Source organism: Alcaligenes sp. SDU_A2 (genome assembly GCF_038237375.1).
Classification (GTDB): domain Bacteria; phylum Pseudomonadota; class Gammaproteobacteria; order Burkholderiales; family Burkholderiaceae_B; genus Alcaligenes.
In genome coordinates this window covers 616792-634792 of sequence record NZ_CP151273.1, presented here as the reverse complement: position 1 = coordinate 634792, position 18001 = coordinate 616792, and the positions used below count along the sequence as shown (strand labels likewise).

Annotated in this window: 13 protein-coding genes; 4 read left to right on the top strand and 9 right to left on the bottom strand. The window is 60.6% G+C overall.

What is annotated here, in order from left to right; genetic code table 11:
- Positions 1–12 precede the first annotated feature (12 nt).
- The 4 genes from AADW57_RS02870 to AADW57_RS02855 all read left to right on the top strand — a co-directional run bounded on the left by AADW57_RS02870 (position 13) and on the right by AADW57_RS02855 (position 7830).
- Positions 13–756 (top strand): enoyl-CoA hydratase/isomerase family protein, encoded by a 744-nt coding sequence (locus AADW57_RS02870; RefSeq protein ID WP_341668555.1) that lies wholly within the window; start codon positions 13–15, stop codon positions 754–756.
- Positions 757–976: 220 nt separating this feature from the next.
- Positions 977–5725, top strand: a complete 4749-nt coding sequence (locus AADW57_RS02865) for a glutamate synthase-related protein (protein ID WP_445819172.1) — start codon at positions 977–979, stop codon at positions 5723–5725.
- A gap of 34 nt (positions 5726–5759) precedes the next feature.
- Entirely contained in the window at positions 5760–7232 is a 1473-nt protein-coding gene (locus AADW57_RS02860) for a glutamate synthase subunit beta (RefSeq protein WP_341668553.1), read from the top strand.
- Between the two features lie 361 nt (positions 7233–7593).
- Positions 7594–7830 (top strand): hypothetical protein, encoded by a 237-nt coding sequence (locus AADW57_RS02855; RefSeq protein WP_341668552.1) that lies wholly within the window; start codon positions 7594–7596, stop codon positions 7828–7830.
- Between the two features lie 276 nt (positions 7831–8106).
- Here the strand turns inward: AADW57_RS02855 and AADW57_RS02850 are convergent, their stop codons facing one another.
- From AADW57_RS02850 to AADW57_RS02810, 9 genes are all read right to left on the bottom strand, one after another.
- Positions 8107–10182, bottom strand: a complete 2076-nt coding sequence (locus tag AADW57_RS02850; protein WP_341668551.1) for a UvrD-helicase domain-containing protein — start codon at positions 10180–10182, stop codon at positions 8107–8109.
- Positions 10183–10245: 63 nt separating this feature from the next.
- Positions 10246–12285, bottom strand: a complete 2040-nt coding sequence (locus AADW57_RS02845) for a primosomal protein N' (RefSeq protein WP_445819194.1) — start codon at positions 12283–12285, stop codon at positions 10246–10248.
- 345 nt (positions 12286–12630) lie between these two features.
- Positions 12631–13707 carry a uroporphyrinogen decarboxylase gene (gene hemE, locus AADW57_RS02840; RefSeq protein ID WP_341668549.1) on the bottom strand — a complete coding sequence of 359 codons (1077 nt, stop codon included), beginning with the start codon at positions 13705–13707 and terminating at the stop codon, positions 12631–12633.
- Positions 13708–13738: 31 nt separating this feature from the next.
- Positions 13739–14539 carry a hypothetical protein gene (locus AADW57_RS02835; protein WP_341668548.1) on the bottom strand — a complete coding sequence of 267 codons (801 nt, stop codon included), beginning with the start codon at positions 14537–14539 and terminating at the stop codon, positions 13739–13741.
- Positions 14540–14650: 111 nt separating this feature from the next.
- Positions 14651–15601 carry an AraC-like ligand-binding domain-containing protein gene (locus AADW57_RS02830; protein ID WP_341668547.1) on the bottom strand — a complete coding sequence of 317 codons (951 nt, stop codon included), beginning with the start codon at positions 15599–15601 and terminating at the stop codon, positions 14651–14653.
- A gap of 122 nt (positions 15602–15723) precedes the next feature.
- Complete coding sequence (locus tag AADW57_RS02825; protein ID WP_341668546.1) at positions 15724–16224, bottom strand: cytochrome C; 501 nt, start codon at positions 16222–16224, stop codon at positions 15724–15726.
- Positions 16225–16293: 69 nt separating this feature from the next.
- Positions 16294–16824 (bottom strand): methylamine dehydrogenase light chain, encoded by a 531-nt coding sequence (locus tag AADW57_RS02820; RefSeq protein ID WP_341668545.1) that lies wholly within the window; start codon positions 16822–16824, stop codon positions 16294–16296.
- Positions 16808–17449 (bottom strand): methylamine dehydrogenase accessory protein MauD, encoded by a 642-nt coding sequence (mauD, locus tag AADW57_RS02815; protein ID WP_341668544.1) that lies wholly within the window; start codon positions 17447–17449, stop codon positions 16808–16810. Before mauD ends, AADW57_RS02820 begins: the two co-directional genes overlap by 17 nt.
- 9 nt (positions 17450–17458) lie before the next feature.
- Positions 17459–18001, bottom strand: coding sequence for a MauE/DoxX family redox-associated membrane protein (locus AADW57_RS02810; protein ID WP_341668543.1), 543 nt, complete (start codon positions 17999–18001; stop codon positions 17459–17461).

Sequence of the window (18001 nt, the reverse complement as noted above, 5' to 3'; positions counted from 1 at the left end):
ACGGAGAGCGCCATGATACGTACCCAAGAACGGGAACACTGGCTGGAAATCACTCTGGATCGCCCGGAGCGGCGCAATGCCCTGACCAACGCCATGTACCTGCAACTGGCTGACTACATCCAAGAAGCAGACCGGAATCCAGATTGGCGGGCCGTCATCGTACATGGCCAAGGCGAACATTTCTGCGGCGGCAATGATCTGTCCGAACTGTCCAGCGTGCGCACAGACCAGGAGCCACCGGCCATCACCTTCCTGAAAAGTCTCGTACAAGCCGACATTGCGCTGATCGTGGCCGTCGAAGGCCACGCCGTAGGCATAGGCGCGACCTTGCTGCTACACGCTGATTTTGTATTTGCCGCCCGCAATGCACGTCTGCGCATGCCCTTCACGGCCTTGGGGCTTTGCCCGGAAGGCGCATCCAGCCAGTTGCTGGCGCAAATGATAGGACCGCGTCGTGCCAACCAGTGGCTGCTGCAATCGCAACCCTTTAGCGCCGAACAGGCCATGCAGGACGGCCTGTTGACCGACCTGACCGATCCGGGCAACAGCCTGGAGGCCGCCCGCACCTGCGCGCGGACATTGGCCGAACAGCCACCTCGGGCCTTGCGTGCCAGCAAACAACTGCTGCGCGCGCCCCAACGACAGGCGCTGATGGATACGCTGGAGCGTGAGCGCCAGCTGTTCATGCAATTGCTGCAGGGCGACGAGGCCAGACACATCCTGACACAGTTGTCGACGGCGCGTAAACCGACTTAACACTCGGCTTTTTGCTTCAATTTTCAAGCAAGTGCCTAGGGCAATCACATCAAAAAACGCCCAAACCCTTGCCAGGCTTGACTTAGGACAATACGGCTATCCATCATTTTTTTTGCCAAAACGCAAAAAAAATCTTGCGCGATAAAAAAAAAACGCAGTATTTTATTTTTTGCGCTGCAACAAATGCAGCGCTTCACACTGTTCTTTGCGGATGCCCCCCATGACAAAGTCCTGTCCCCCCCAAGCCCAAGGCTTGTATCACCCCGCCAATGAACACGACGCCTGTGGCGTCGGCTTTATTGCACACATAAAAGGCCAGGCTAGCCACGCCATCATCACCCAAGGCCTGAAGATTCTTGAGAACCTGGACCATCGCGGCGCGGTGGGAGCCGACCCACTGATGGGCGATGGCGCAGGCATCCTGATCCAGATCCCCGACCAACTGTACCGCGAAGAAATGGCGGCTCAGGGCGTGACCTTGCCGCCACCGGGCGAATACGGCGTCGCCATGGTGTTTCTGCCCAAAGAAACCGCCTCGCGACTGGCCTGTGAACAAGAGCTGGAGCGCGCCGTGCGCGCCGAAGGACAGGTTCTGCTGGGTTGGCGCGATGTGCCTGTGGACGCCACCATGCCCATGTCGCCGACCGTCAAGGCCAACGAGCCGGTCATCCGCCAACTGTTTATCGGCCGCGGCCCCGACGTCATGGTGCCCGACGCGCTGGAGCGCAAGCTGTACGTCATCCGCAAGACGGCCAGCCATGCCATCTACCGCATGCAGCTGGCCCACGGCCAGGAATACTTCGTGCCCTCGGCATCGGTACGCACCGTCGTCTACAAAGGCCTGCTGCTGGCCAACCAGGTCGGGCAGTACTACCTGGATCTGGCCGACTCGCGCGCCAGCTCGGCCCTGGCGCTGGTGCACCAGCGCTTTTCCACCAACACCTTCCCCGCCTGGCCTCTGGCCCACCCATATCGCCTGATCGCCCACAACGGCGAGATCAACACGGTACAGGGCAACTTCAACTGGCTGCGCGCCCGCGAAGGCACGATGGAATCGGCCGTGCTGGGCGCAGACCTGCAAAAACTGTACCCCATTGTTTACGAAGGCCAGTCCGACACAGCCACCTTTGACAACTGTCTGGAACTGCTGGTCATGTCCGGCTATTCCCTGCCGCACGCCATGATGGTGATGATGCCCGAAGCCTGGGAGCAGCACGCCGAGATGGACGAGAGCCGACGCGCTTTCTACGAATACTATGCAGCGCAGATGGAGCCCTGGGACGGTCCGGCCGCCATGGCCTTTACCGACGGCCTGCAAATCGGTGCGCTGCTCGATCGCAACGGCCTGCGCCCGGCCCGCTATGCCATTACCGATGACGACATGATCGTGCTGGCCTCGGAAGCCGGCACGCTGCCCATCCCCGAACACCGCATCGTCAAGAAATGGCGCCTGCAACCGGGCAAAATGCTGTTGATCGATCTGGAGCAGGGTCGCATCATCGCCGATGACGAGATCAAGTCCCAACTGGCCAACGCCCACCCCTACAAACAATGGATCGACCGTCTGCGTCTGCGTCTGGACTCGCTGCCCGGCGTACCCGGCGTGCGCGCCCAATTGCCTGCCCGCGACCTGCTCGACCAGCAGCAAGCCTTCGGCTGGACGCAGGAAGATCTGAAGGTCGTGCTGCAACCGATGGCCGGCAAGGGTGAAGAAGCCACCGGCTCCATGGGCAACGACGCCCCGCTGGCGGTGTTGTCCAACAAGCCTAAGACCTTCTATAACTACTTTCGCCAGCAGTTTGCCCAGGTCACCAATCCGCCCATCGATCCGATCCGCGAACAAATGGTGATGTCGCTGGTGTCCTTTATTGGCCCCAAGCCGAATCTGCTGGACATCAACAACGTCAACCCGCCGCTGCGCCTGGAGGTGTCACAGCCCATTCTGAGCCCGGCCGAAATGAATCAGATCCGCCGCGTGGAACAAGCCAGCAACGGCAAATTCCGCAGCCTGGAACTGGATATCACCTACCCGCGCGCCTGGGGTCCTGAAGGCATCGAAGCCAGCGTCGCCGCCCTGTGCGCCCGCGCCGCCGACGCCGTGCGCAGCGGCTACAACATCCTGATCGTGACTGACCGTCGCATCGATGCCGACCATGTCGCCATTCCTGCGCTGCTGGCCACCTCGGCCATCCATCAGCACCTGATCCGCGCCGGCCTGCGCACCCGCACCGGCCTGGTCGTGGAAACCGGCTCGGCCCGCGAAGTACACCACTTCGCACTGCTGGGTGGTTACGGTGCCGAAGCCATGCACCCCTGGCTGGCTTTCGAGACGCTGGAGCAACTGGCCCAGGACCCGGCCAACGACATCGACCCCGCGCATGCCGAAAGCTATTACATCAAAGCCATCAATAAAGGGCTGTACAAGGTCATGTCCAAGATGGGCATCTCGACCTATATGTCTTATACCGGCGCGCAGATTTTCGAGGCCGTCGGCCTGTCTCGTTCGCTGATCGACAAATACTTCGTGGGCACCGCCTGTCCGATAGAAGGCATAGACATCTTTACTGTGGCCGAGGAAGCGCTGCGCCAGCATCAGGCCGCATACGGCAATGATCCCGTTTTGCAGAACCAGCTTGATGCAGGCGGCGAGTACGCCCTTCGCGTACGCGGCGAAGAGCACATGTGGACTCCCGACTCCATCGCCAAGCTGCAGCACTCCACCCGCGCCAACAACTACGGCACCTACAAAGAGTATGCCCGCCTGATCAACGACCAGAGCCGCCGCCACATGACGCTGCGCGGCTTGTTCGAGTTCCGCCTTGATCCGGCCCGCGCCATCCCCTTGGACGAAGTCGAATCAGCCAGCGAAATCGTCAAACGCTTCGCGACCGGGGCCATGTCGCTGGGGTCGATCTCCACCGAAGCCCATGCCGTACTGGCCGTGGCCATGAACCGTATCGGCGGCAAATCCAACACCGGCGAAGGCGGCGAGGACGAACGCCGCTACGAGCACGAAATGAAGCACGGTGCCAGTGGCATACGTCAGGGCGATACCCTGGCCGGCATTCTGGGCGAAGACCGCGTGGTCGCCCATGTAGAGCTGCAAAAAAATGATTCGCTGCGCTCGCGCATCAAACAGGTGGCCTCCGGCCGCTTCGGGGTGTCAGCCGAATATCTGTGTAGCGCGGACCAGATCCAGATCAAGATGGCCCAAGGCGCCAAACCCGGCGAAGGCGGCCAACTGCCGGGCCACAAGGTGTCCGAGTACATCGCCAAGCTGCGTTACTCCGTACCCGGCGTGGGCCTGATTTCTCCCCCGCCGCACCACGACATCTATTCCATCGAAGACCTGGCGCAACTGATCCACGACCTGAAAAACGTCAATGCCAGCGCCGACATCTCGGTCAAACTGGTATCCAAAGTGGGCGTAGGCACGGTGGCGGCCGGCGTGGCCAAGGCCAAGGCCGACCACGTCGTGATCGCCGGCCATGACGGCGGCACAGGTGCCTCGCCGATTTCGTCCATCAAGCACGCCGGCACGCCTTGGGAACTGGGCCTGGCCGAAACCCAACAGACCTTGCTGCTGAACCGCCTGCGCAGCCGCATCCGGGTGCAAGCCGACGGTCAGATGAAAACCGGTCGCGATGTCGTCATCGGCGCTCTGCTGGGCGCGGACGAGTTCGGTTTTGCTACCGCCCCATTGGTCGTCGAAGGCTGCATCATGATGCGCAAATGCCACCTGAACACCTGTCCGGTAGGCGTGGCGACACAAGACCCCGTGCTGCGCCGCAAATTCCAGGGCAAACCGGAACACGTGGTCAATTATTTCTTCTTCGTGGCCGAAGAAGTGCGCGAACTGATGGCCCAACTGGGCGTGCGTCGTTTTGACGAACTGGTCGGGCGTAGCGACTGGCTGGACATGCGCGCCGGCATCGATCACTGGAAAGCCCGTGGCCTGGACTTCTCGCGCCTGCTGCACCGCGTCGAGACGGACGAGTCGCCACGCCAGATCGGCGTACAGGATCATGGCCTGGAGCAGGCCCTGGATCTGCAACTGATCGAGCGCAGCGCCACGACACTGAGCAAAGGCACGCCGCTGTCCTTTATTACCCCGGTGCGCAATCGCAACCGCAGCGTTGGGGCCATGCTCTCGGGCGTATTCACCAAAAAGTACGGCCATCAGGGCCTGCCGGACGACACCCTGCATATCCAGTGCAACGGCACCGCAGGCCAGAGCTTCGGTGCCTTCCTGGCCCGTGGCATTACCCTGGATCTGGTGGGCGAAGCCAACGACTATGTGGGCAAAGGACTATCGGGCGGCCGCATCATCGTGCGTTCGCCCAACGATTTTCGCGGCTACGGCCCCGAACACATCATCGTGGGCAACACCGTTCTATACGGTGCCCTGGCCGGTTCTGCCTACTTCAACGGCGTGGCAGGCGAACGCTTTGCGGTGCGCAATTCCGGAGCCAGCGCCGTCGTCGAAGGCCTGGGCGATCATGGCTGCGAATACATGACCGGCGGCACCGTCGTCGTTCTGGGCCAGGTAGGCCGCAACTTTGCCGCCGGCATGTCGGGCGGGGTCGCCTATGTCTGGGACCCGGAACGCCGCCTGCAACTGCGCTGTAACCCCGGCATGGTCGATCTGGAACCCGTGCTGAGCAAAGCCGATCAGGAAATGCAAAGCGATATTTCAAGCTGGCACAGCCGCAGCGCCCAGGCGGAACGGCAAACCGACGAGGCCATTTTGCGCGGCCTGGTCGAGGACCATTTCCGCGCGACCGGCAGCTTCCGGGCACGTGAACTGCTTAACGACTGGAGCAGCGCCCGCCAACAGTTCGTCAAGGTCATCCCGCGCGAATACCGCCGTGCGCTGGCCCAGCTGTGGCAGCCGCCCCAGGAGCCCGCCGCCGTGCAGGACAAACCCGCTCGCAAAAGCAGCAAAACCCGCAGTTCGGCTTCGGCCTGAACCCTTCCCATCACTATCAGGAAATAGAAACATCATGGGAAAGACCACTGGATTTCTTGAATACCAACGCTTGCAGGAAGCGGTCGAAGCGCCTCTGACGCGGGTCAAGCACTGGAAGGAGTTCGTCCAGGTTCTGGACGACCAGCAGGCCGGCGTGCAGGCGGCACGCTGCATGGACTGCGGCATCCCCTTCTGCCACAACGGCTGCCCGGTCAACAACATCATTCCGGACTGGAACGATCTGGTCTACCGGCAGCAATGGAAGCAAGCCTTGGATGTGCTGCATTCGACCAACAATTTCCCCGAAATTACCGGCCGCATCTGCCCCGCCCCCTGCGAGGCCGCCTGTACGCTCAATATCGACCGTGCGCCTGTAGGCATCAAGTCCATCGAACACGCCATCATCGACAAAGGCTGGGAAAACGGCTGGGTCGTACCCCAGCCGCCCAGCCAGAAAACCGGCAAGCGCGTAGCCATCGTCGGTTCGGGGCCGGCAGGGCTGGCCTGCGCCCAGCAACTGGCGCGCGTCGGCCATCAGGTAACCGTCTTTGATAAAAGCGACCGTATCGGCGGCCTGATGCGCTACGGCATTCCCGACTTCAAGCTGGACAAGCACCTGCTGGATCGTCGCATCGCACAGATGGAAGCCGAAGGCGTGGAATTTCGTCCATCCACTTATATTGGCCGCGCCGACGATGCCGCCGCCCGCGAACCCGGCTTGACGGTGCTGTCTGCTGCCGAGCTGGACCAGCAATTTGACGCCATCGTCCTGGCTGGCGGTGCCGAAACCCCTCGCCTGCTCGATGCGCCCGGCAGCGAACTGGGCGGCGTACATCCGGCAATGGACTTTTTGCGCATCCAGAACAAGCAAGTGGCAGGCGACCGCGGCAAACCCGCCATCAGCGCCAAGGACAAACACGTGATTGTGATCGGCGGCGGCGACACTGGTTCGGACTGCGTGGGCACCAGCAACCGCCAGGGAGCCAAATCGGTCACTCAGTTCGAGCTGATGCCCCGCCCACCCGAACAGGAAGACACCGCGCTGATCTGGCCCTACTGGCCGGTCAAGCTGCGCACATCCTCCTCGCACGAGGAAGGCTGTGAGCGCGACTGGGCCATCAGCACAGTGGGGCTGGAGGGCAAAAACGGGCAAGTCCAGCAATTGCACGCCGTCCGTGTGCAATGGCAAACAGACCCTGCCACCGGCCGCATGAGCATGACACCGATCGAAGGTTCGCAAGCCACCTTCCCCGCTGATCTGGTGTTGCTGGCCATGGGCTTTGTCGCCCCCGTTCGCCAGGTACTGGACGCCTTCGAGCTACAGGCCGACGGACGCGGCAACGTGGCGGCCAATACCGAGGACTACCAGACCGGTCGCAACAAAGTCTTTGCCGCCGGCGATATGCGGCGCGGCCAATCCCTGATCGTCTGGGCTATACGCGAAGGACGTCAGTGCGCCCGCTCCGTAGACCAGTTCCTGATGGGCAGCTCCACCCTGCCGCGCTGATCCTGCTGCCGGCTCCACGCCGCCGGCCCAATGCGCCACACCCGGCATACGGCCCCCGAAGATGGAATGACATCCAACTTCCGGGGCCGATTCTTTGGCTGCGACACTGATCCGCGCCGACGCTGGCACACGCCAGCCCTACGCAAACAGCGGGCTTGTTGACCTTGAAAAAGCAAATGACTGCGGAGTGTCAGCCGCCAGCTCCCACACACCCATGCTTTTTATTGCCTCGCCAAACAAATAAGGGTTTACCCTAAAAACCACACCCTAAGGACAGACTAGGGTTTACCCTTGTTATACCCTAGGGAAAACCCTATAATGAAGGTTCTCGCAGTCAGACTTTCACCTTAAAGGCAAACAAATGTCTACCATGACCACTTACTCGCACTACATTCACTGGAGTGACGCTGTTGAGCGTGGGGTTATGCAGCATGCCCTGGAAAACGGTGAGTCCGTGTCTCTCGTTGCGCTGACCAAAGAAGGCTCGTCGCTGGTTTCCCGCGCCGTGCGCAGTATGTTCAACTTTATCGTCAGCGTCACCCGCGCATTGGACGAAGCCCGTATCCGCGACGCCCGCATGTCGGCTTGCTACTGGTAATCCACGCCACACCGCTGTAAACACAAGCAAAACATCGCTTGACGTTGAAAAGCCTGCTGAATTCAGCAGGCTTTTGTTTTGGTTCTTCGAAGAACTCCGGGAACCAACTTACCCAGTCGATGACGAACTGGTTTTTTGAAGACGCCGTTCAAAACGCCAATGACATCGGCCTGGCGAGAACCCGAGGTTCTCCGCGCTTGGCCCAAACGAACCAAGCAATACAAAAGAGTCCCCTGTCTTTAACGAAGAACCTTTTTTCCCTCCGACACAAGAAAATCAGGCCTTGTTCAGCAGGTTCTTGAGCATATCCAGACGCTGTTTTGGACTGAGCGCCGCCTGCGCAGGGTCTTCCTGGGCAGCGGGGTCCTCGATCTTCATTTCATCCACAAAGCGGGAGCGTTCGCGCACCAGGTTTTCGCGTGCGCGGCGACGTTTCTTGCACCAGGTCAGACGCAAACTGCGCTGCGCCCGCGTAATACCGACATACATCAGGCGGCGTTCTTCCTGAATGCGCTGTGCCAGAACTTCCGCTTCACGCTCGGGCGCGATGTCCTCGTCGTCACGCCCGATATGCGGCAACAGCCCTTCCTCGACACCGACCAAAAACACATGGGGGTATTCCAACCCCTTGGACGCATGCAAGGTGGATAGCTTGACCGCATCCGGTTCCTCGTCATCGCCACGCTCGAGCATAGTGATCAAAGCCACGCGCTGTACCAGATCATTCAGGCTGAGCTGATCGTCCAACGCTTTGGACTTGAGCCAGGTAATCAGCTCCAGCACGTTCTCCCAGCGATTCTGGGCGGGACGCTCGTCAAACATATCGTACAGATAGCGCTCGTAATCAATCGCACGCAAGAGCTCGCCCAACAGTTCGCTGACGGCGGTATCGTGCCCGTCCAGGTCGCTGTCTACCCGATCGGCCCGCTGCTGAATACGCCCAATGAACTGAACAAAAACTTGCAAAGGTTCGAGCTGGCGTTCGGGCAAACGATCGGTCAAGGCAATCTGGGGCACCGCTGCGAACAAGGACAGTTTCTGTTCGGCAGCAAACTGCCCCAGAACCTGCAAGGTGGCCTGACCTATGCCCCGCCGAGGCGTCGTGGCTGCACGGATAAAAGCCGGGTCATCGTCCTCGTTGGCGATCAGGCGCAAGTAAGACAGGATATCGCGCACCTCGGCCTTGTCGAAAAAGCTTTGCCCCCCCGAAATCGTATACGGGATGCGCAGATTGCGCAGTGCCTGCTCGAACACACGCGCCTGATGATTGCCGCGATACAGAATGGCAAAGTCGCGCCATTGTGCCTGCCGCTCGAAACGCTCGGCCGACAAGCGTATGGCCACCGATTCAGCCTCGCCCTGTTCGTCGTCGGCGGCGCTGACCTGTATGGGTTCGCCATAGCCCAGGTCCGACCAGAGTTTCTTGCCGAACACCACGGGGTTATTGCCAATGACATTATTGGCGGCCTGCAAGATGCGCTGCACGGAGCGGTAGTTCTGTTCCAACTTGATGACGCGCAGCGCCGGATAATCCACCGGCAACTGCGCCAGATTTTCGACGGTTGCACCGCGCCAGGCATAGATGGCCTGGTCATCGTCGCCCACGACCGTAAACATGGAACGCTGACCGGTCAGGCTGCGCACCAACCGGTACTGGCACAAATTGGTGTCCTGATACTCGTCCACCAACAGGTACTGCACCCGATGCTGCCAGCGTTCGCGCACCTCTGGGTTTTCTTCCATTAACTGGGCGGGCAGACGAATCAGGTCGTCGAAGTCCACCGACTGATAAGCGATCAAGGTGGCGGCATAGCTTCGATAGATACGCGCAGCCTCGATCTGGCTGGGCGAATTGGCCGCCTGCTCGGCCTGATCCGGTCCCATCAAGGCATTTTTCCACAACGATATTTCCTGCTGCACAGACTTCAGACGGCCCTTGTCGGTCGTGGCCAGCAACTCCTGGATGATGGCCAGGGCATCGTTAGCGTCCAGAATAGAAAAACGGGGTTTCAGGCCCACATGCTGGGCTTCCTCGCGCAGCATGCGCAGGCCCAGGGAATGGAAGGTGCTGACCGTCAGGCCACGCAGCAGCTTGGGATCAACCAGTGCGCGGATGCGTTCGTTCATTTCGCGCGCCGCCTTGTTGGTAAAGGTCAGTGCGACGACCTGCCGGCCGCTGTAACCACATTCGCGTAAAAGATAAGCGATTTTCTGGGTGATGACCCGTGTCTTTCCGCTGCCTGCGCCCGCCAACACGAGGCAAGGCCCATCCATATACAGCACCGCCTGGCGCTGCATGGCGTTCAGATCGGTAGGTACAGTGTGTCCGGGCGTAGGCAAAGGGGAGGACATAGCCAAAAGTTTGAAGGTACGGTTCAGGACGATCGCGTAAGCGGCGCACAAGGTATTGCTGCGCTAGATTTCCAGGGGGTCAACTTCGAGGGTAATACGAATTTTCTGCTGGCGGGCCAGCTCTGCGACCTGTGGGCCCCAGGATCGCACAAAAGCCTGCAAGGCGGGTCTGTGCGCGCTTTCCAGCAGCAGTTGAGCACGTTCAACCCGGGCCACGCGCACCACGCGCAGCGGCACAGGATCATACAGGAATACCTGATCGGAGCCGGGGTAGTCCTGGGGATTGTCTTCGGGCAACCGCCGTGCCTGCGTCAGCAGACGAATGGCATCGGCCAGTTGAGCGGCTTCGGCCGACAACAGGACCTGATAGGCATACGGCGGCAAACCAACCGATTCGCGTTCGGCCAAGGCCGACTGAGCAAAGCCCAGGTAATCGTGGCGCACCAGGCTTTGGTAGACCGCCTGCTCCGGGTAGGCCGTCTGGATGATGACATCGGCCCCTTCAGTATGACGGCCCGCCCGCCCCGCCACCTGCATCAATTGAGCGAACAAGCGCTCCGGCGCACGGAAATCGTGGGCAAACAAGGTGGCATCGGCATTGAGCACGCCTACGACACTAAGCCGGGTGAAATCGTGCCCCTTGGCCACCATCTGGGTGCCCACCATGATGTCCACCTCGCCGGCATGCACCTGACTGAACAAATGCTGGGCACTGCCCTTGCGTCGCGTGCTGTCGGCATCGATGCGGGCAATCCGCGCTGCGGGGAAATGTTCGCCCAGGAACTCCTCGATACGCTGCGTACCCCGACCCATAGGCTGCAGATCCTGGTCGCCGCAATCCGGGCAGGCGCGTGGCACAGGCGCTTGATACCCACAGTGGTGACATTGCAAATTATGACGAAACCCAGACTGCCTGTGCAAAACGGTATATACCGTACAGCGCGGACACTGCGACAGCCACCCACAGGATGCGCAATGCAACACAGGCGCATAGCCACGCCGATTGATGAACACCAGCGATTGTTCGCCCCGGTCCAGACACGCTTCCAATGCATCAAGCAATTGTGGCGAAAAACCGGACTCCAGACGCAGGTGACGCGTATCCACCAATCGCACCCGAGGCAAAGACACGGCCCTGGCCCGATTAGGCAAACTCAGCAAGGCGTAACGCCCCTGACGGGCATGGTTCCAACTTTCCAGCGACGGCGTCGCCGAGCCCAGCACCACGGGCACTTTCAGGTCATGGCCCCGCCACACTGCCAGGTCTCGCGCCGAATACCGCAGACCGTCCTGCTGCTTGTAGGACGTATCGTGCTCTTCGTCCACGATGATCAAGCCCAGCTCGGGCATAGGCGTGAAAATAGACAGGCGTGTACCCAGCAAAATGCGCGCCTGCCCCCCTGCCACGCGCAGCCAGGCGCGTAAGCGTTCGCCTTCGGACAGGCCGCTGTGCAGAACCGCCAATACATCGCCCGGCAGCACCCGCGCCAGACGAGCGCGCAGCACCTGCTCGAACTGCGGGGTCAGATTGATCTCGGGCACCATGAACAGCACCTGCCGGCCTGCGGCCAGCACCTGCTCCAGCACCCGCATATAGACTTCGGTCTTGCCGCTGCCGGTAACCCCATGCAGCAGCACGCAGCCACCGCCGCGAGCGGCCAGAATGCCATCCACCGCGACCTGCTGCTCGGGGTTGAGCACAGGCAAAAGGTCAGGATCTACGGGTTCGACCTGACGCGGCTTGCGCTTGGCCATGCGCAGTACTGGCCCGCCGGCCGAACGCTTGCCCAGATAGGCCGAGGGCTTGCGCAGTGGCCCAGGCAAGGCCGGCATCATGACTTCGCCCAGCGGGCGGTGGTAATACGCGGCGGCGAAACGCGCCATGCGCAACCAATCTGCCGGAAAAGGCGGCAAGTCGTCCAACACCTGTTCCACCGCTTTGACCTGCGCAGGCGGATAAGAAGGCTGTTGGGGCAATGCCACCACGACCCCCACCATTTGTCGCCGGCCAAAGCTGACGATTACCCGTTGCCCGATCTGCACCGGGCTGGTGTGCTGGTAGTCGAACACACCCTCCAGGGGGACATCCAGCGCCACATGCATCCAGTACGGCCCTTGGGCCGCTTCTTGCGCCGGAGCCTGTGTAACGGTGGAATCGACGGTCATGAAAAAGCCCTGAAAGATAGGGAGAAACACCGAAAGCCTGATAACTCAAGACCTTACGGATCTGTGGATAACTTTGGGGAAAATGACTTGGATAAAATGGGAAAAGATGCAAGCACAGATACAATTTAATCAAACGCCAACTGACTTTTAAAATAAATGAATAAAAATCAATGGATTAAGGCCTGATATTAAAACCATATCTGAAATACGCACTAAGAATATCTACACACGTAAATGTGCATAACCTGCGCGCCGCCATGACGATGCGGCGCGCAGAAACCATCAGACGCTATGGAACTGGCGACTGTAGGCGTGGACTTCGTCGACCAGAATGCCGACAGCCTCGGGGTCGGTAAAACGCGAAATACCGTGACCAAAATTAAATACATGGCCGCCCTGCCCCACCTGGCCAAAGTCGTCCAGCACACGGCGGGCTTCGGCGCGAATGGCCGCTTCGCCACCGAACATGGTCATGGGGTCCAGATTGCCCTGGAAGGCAACCTGATCCTGGAGACGGGTGCGGGCACGAGCCAGATTAACCGTCCAATCCACGCCGACGGCGTCCGCACCGCAGGTAACGATGTCTTCCAGCCACTGACCGCCACCTTTGGTAAACACGATGACCGGCACGCGGCGGCCATCGTGTTCGCGGATCAGGCCATCGACCACCTGACGGGTGTACTGCAGGGAAAACTGCTGGAACAAAGAGTCCGACAGCACGCCGCCCCAGCTGTCGAACAGCATGACGGCCTGCGCGCCGGCGCGGATCTGGGCGTTCAGGTATTGCTGGGTAGTGCGTGCATTGATCTCCAGCATGCGGTGCATAAGATCAGGACGCTGATACAGCATGCTCTTGACCAGACGGTAATCGTCCGAACCCTGGCCTTCGACCATATAGCAAGCAATGGTCCAGGGGCTGCCGGCAAAACCGATCAGCGGCACCTTGCCATCCAGTTCCTTGCGGATCAGGGATACGGCATCGAACACGTATTGCAGCTTGGCCATGTCGGGCACGGCCAACGCCTGCACATCGGCTTCGGTGCGCACGGGACGGGCAAAACGCGGACCTTCGCCGGCCACGAAATCCAGGCCCAGGCCCATCGCATCGGGAATGGTCAGGATATCGGAGAACAGAATGGCGGCGTCCAGATCGAAGCGGCGCAAAGGCTGTAAGGTGACTTCGCAGGCAAATTCGGGATTCTGGGCCAACCCCATGAACGATCCGGCCTGCGCACGCGTGGCATTGTATTCGGGCAGGTAGCGGCCCGCCTGGCGCATCAGCCAGATGGGCGTGTAAGGAACAGGTTCGCGCAGCAGCGAACGCAGCAAGACATCGTTTTTCAATTGAGGTAAAGACACGGCAATCCCTATTCAAAAATGCCTGTTGATTTTAACCATCGTGTTCTTCGTTTGGGTTTGACGCGGATCGAAAGCGTGCGGCATCGATGTGGTGCTTGCGCATCAGGGCCCAGAAAGCACGCCGGTGCTTTTGCGCGGAGCGGGCCGCCATGGCGATATTGCCACTATGGCGGTCCAGGGCGGCGTGGATATAGGCCTGCTCGAAGCGGGCGACAATACGCCCCTTGGCTTCCTTGAAGGACTCCTGGCTGCACGCATAGCGCGACGCCACAGCCGCCGCGTAGGCGTCCAGGGTAGTGCCTTCCTGCTGCAGAATAGTCTGCGACAGGCGCCGCTCCGTCGGGCCGGGGTGCAGAACCAGATCCTGACCCTCCTGCACCCTATAGTGTATCCGACCCGACTGCTCGGATTCAGCCCCGCCCTGAAAACCGGCGCACAGGCGATGTCGATTAATGCGGGCGCGCAGATCGTCCAGGCACAAGGGTTCACGCACATAGTCGGCCATGCCCAACTGAAGCAAGTCGGTGATGGCCGCCGCCTTGATGGCACGCACCAGGCCAAAAACCGGCACAGGCAAGCTGCCCAGAACAGCCGACAGGGCCCGCCGGGTGCTGACCAGCGTGGCCTCTTCGATGGGAATCAGGCAAGCGTCAAAGCGCAGCAACAAGGCGGAAGCGCGGCGTAAAAACAGGTAATCCTGATCAGGATGAGACGCAGGCGGCGCGGTTAACGCATGCAGTTGGAGACGTTCGCATGCAGGCGTAATGGCAAGCAGGTTCGTGGCCCAATCGGGATAAGTATGAAGCAAGGCACAATCCAGATGATGACGCATAAGGCATTCCTTGAAGCGGCGGGAAGCCCACATCGGCCGCCCGATTCTTGCCTCTAGGATAGAAAGGCTTACCAGTGCCAGACAGTCGGAATTGCGTCTACGTATCTGTACTTAATCTGTTTGCCCCTGGGCACGCCGCCACTGCGTCGGCGATACACCAAAGCGACGCCGAAAAGCATGACTGAACACGGCGGCATCCGAAAAGCCGGTCTGCCAGGCCAGCTCGCCGATCTGGCGACCTGGATTACCGTCAGCCAGCATCTGACAGGCCCGCTCCAGACGAGCCGCCAGAATGTAATCCGCCGGAGCCTGGCCCTGGCGTTCGAACAATTTATACAGGTAGCGGCGCGAAATACGGAACTGCGCCGCCAACGCCTGGGCGGTCAGACCCGGGTCGCCCAAGTGCCCCTGCACATACTGCTGAATCTGCAGCAATTGCCCGCGCCGCACTTCGTCCAACGCCGACTCGGTGGCGACGGGACGCCCCTCGGCCAGGCTCAGGCCCATCATGCGGATCACCGTCTCGGACAGCTCCGCCAGAGCGGAGGGCGACAGATGACCGCGTTCTTCCAGTCCCAACCGCAGCATGTCCACGGCAATGCGCGCCGGGCCGCTGGCGGCGGAAAAAGAGCGCGCCACCGCGCCGCGCAACCAAGGCTGCCAGGACAGCAGTCGCTCCTCCGGGAACTGCAATACCAAAAAATGGGATTGATCCGCAACGGACACTTCGTAGGGGCGGGTCGTATCGTAAATACCCCACTGCCCGGCCTGCAGCACGCTGCAACGCTTGTCCTGCTCGATCTGGCTGCTGCCGCTCAGTTGCAAGGTAACCTTGTACAAGGTCTGTTCGGACTGGCTGGCCAATGCCTGCGTGCGCCGCACGCGCTGGGCGCTGGTGCGCAGCTCGGTCACGTCCACCGCGCCCAGACGATCGTTGGCCGCCAGATTGCAAAAACCACGCCGCGAAGCCGGCTGGATCTCCAGAGGCACGAAATAATCGCACACCACTTCCTGCCAGGCCGCCAGGCTCTTGAACGAGGACGAAGGTGTACGCAATAGCATGGACATTGCCTGAAGGCCGGACGCGGCCGCCATCGTTGATCGGAATCGGAATGCGGCACCGCATTCCGCTGATTTCTTATAGCCTTAAAACATTGATGCGTCTACGGTTATTAACCCGCCCTTCAGCGGTCGGTGGAGCCATAGGTGTACGGTGCCGGCTCCAGCCCCATCGCCTGCAGTTGCCGAGTCAGCGCCAGGCGGGCGGGCAGCACATCGTCAAAGCGCTGGCGGCGCGATGCGCCCACTTCGGCCGAGGTAAAAGGCCGATAGTCCGGGGCGATGTCCTCGGGGCTGTACTTGGCCACAATCCAATTCAGCACCCGTGCCAATTCCGCATTGTCCAGTTGCGACTGGGCTGCGCCCGGCACCCGTATCATGTACTGGCGTCCGGCCGGCAAGCGCGTAAACAGTCCTATGGACTGATTGAAATCCGGAATGCCGCGATGCGACAAGCCGCGCCCATCGTAACGATGGCAGCCTGCGCATTGCAGCATGTAATCCTTGAAAGCCTGTGAGCTTTGCAAATAATCGCCAGTTGCGGCCATTTCCTCTTGGGCAACCGCCACCGGCGTCAACAACAGCAGCAAAGCGCTCCAACCGGCCAGGCGCAAACGTGTGAACACAGTCAATGCCTCCTTTGTCGCCGGGACACCCTGCAAGGCGTCCCGACTCTTATCCGGCCCGTGGGCCCATCAATTTTTTGCCAGGCCCACCAATACCGATGTCGTGCAATGGAACGTGCTGTTCTCGTTGGCCATGCACCAGTTGACATCGTTGTGCAGGAAAAACTCGTAGCCGGGCCGCTCACGCGTCTGCGTATTGCACTGGCAACGTCCGCAGGCGGTCTTGCCGCAGCAGTCGTGATAGCTGATCAGGTAATCCTTGCCGTCATGCGGGTTGTGGCAGGTGCCGATCCACGAAATGGGCGATGGCGTGGAGCCGGGCGGGCAAGTGGTCGTGGTGCCGCCGCAGCAGGAACACAAGAAACCATCCACCGCGCAATGACGCCAGTAGTCGCACGAGTTCAGCTCCTCGTCGCTGACCTTATCCAGATCCAGGCTGGGATGCCCCCCGCCCCCCGCGGCCCGCGCCACCGGCAGCACAGGCAGCACGAATGCCGAGCCCACCATGACCTTGCCCACGGTACGCAGCATGCTGCGCCGCGATGTCTTATGGGCCACCGAGCGGGAGAAAGTCTCCCCGAGTTTATCCAGCCAACGCATTGACGTTCTCCTTACGTGATACCTGCACTTGCTTCATGCCCGCTGCGCCCGCCAGATACTCCTGAGCCGACGCCACTCCCAATTCCTTGGCGTTGAACAAACTTTCGAGCTGTTCGCGCGAATTGACCAAGCCCTTGGCCCGCACCACGCCGGATTCATCGATCAACACGGCATAAGGCAGTTTGCTGATCTGGAACCCCATGCCCAATTGGGTAGACAACACATACGGAAAGGCATCCAGTTGGGCCTTCTGATAAAAGGCCAGGTGCTCGGGCATTTCGCCGTCGCTGGCCAGCACGATATCGACCCACTGGCCTTCCGAGCCCTGAATGGACTTCAGAATAGGCAGCAGCTTCTTGCAGACCGGGCAGGTAGGCGACATGAAAAAGATCAGTTGGCTGCGCGGACGCGCCACACCCACTGTCACGGCGCGGCCACGCAGGTCCTGCAGCTCCAGCACCGGCGCGGCATCGCCCACTTGCGGCCCCTTGTCCATCGTCAATGCGCCCATCGGAGCCACGCGCTCGTACAGCACACCGATCTGGCGCGACAGGGCCAGCACGACCAGCACCAGCGCCAGTACGACCACCCATAAAATTACGTTGGAAATCATTAAAGCAGTCATGTCTGTCTCCTAAGAGTTCTGTATCTTCTGAAATTTCAAATGCGATTCGATCAGTTGATTGGCCGCGTGATACAAACCCAGCAGCGCCAGGGTCGCGCCAAAAAAGGTCAAACCGTCCATCCAGGTCAGTTCGCGCGCGCTCTGCGCCAGCCAGCCGCTGCCGGCCACCGCCAGCATGGCCAGCAAGGTATTGCGCCCCACCAGCCACCAGGACAGACCGGCCGAGGATTCGCCCAGGCCCGAGCAACCGCAATCCACATCCCGACGCCCTTGCAGCAGATTGAGCACAATGCCCAAGGTCGCCACCGCCAGTACCGCCAGCGCCAGCGCCGCACCGGCCTGACGACTGCCCGGCCACAACAGCAAAGGTGCCGCCAAGGCCTCGCCTGCCACGAACACAAGGGAAAAAGGACGCAACAGTACTTCTGGCAGCAGCCGATAGCCCCCTACGGCCGCCTCGAACAGGCTGAAATGGCGCAACTTGTCCAGGGCCCCCAAGCCCATCAATACCGCCAGACAAGCCACGCTGGCATAGGCCAGGATCGGGTCCAT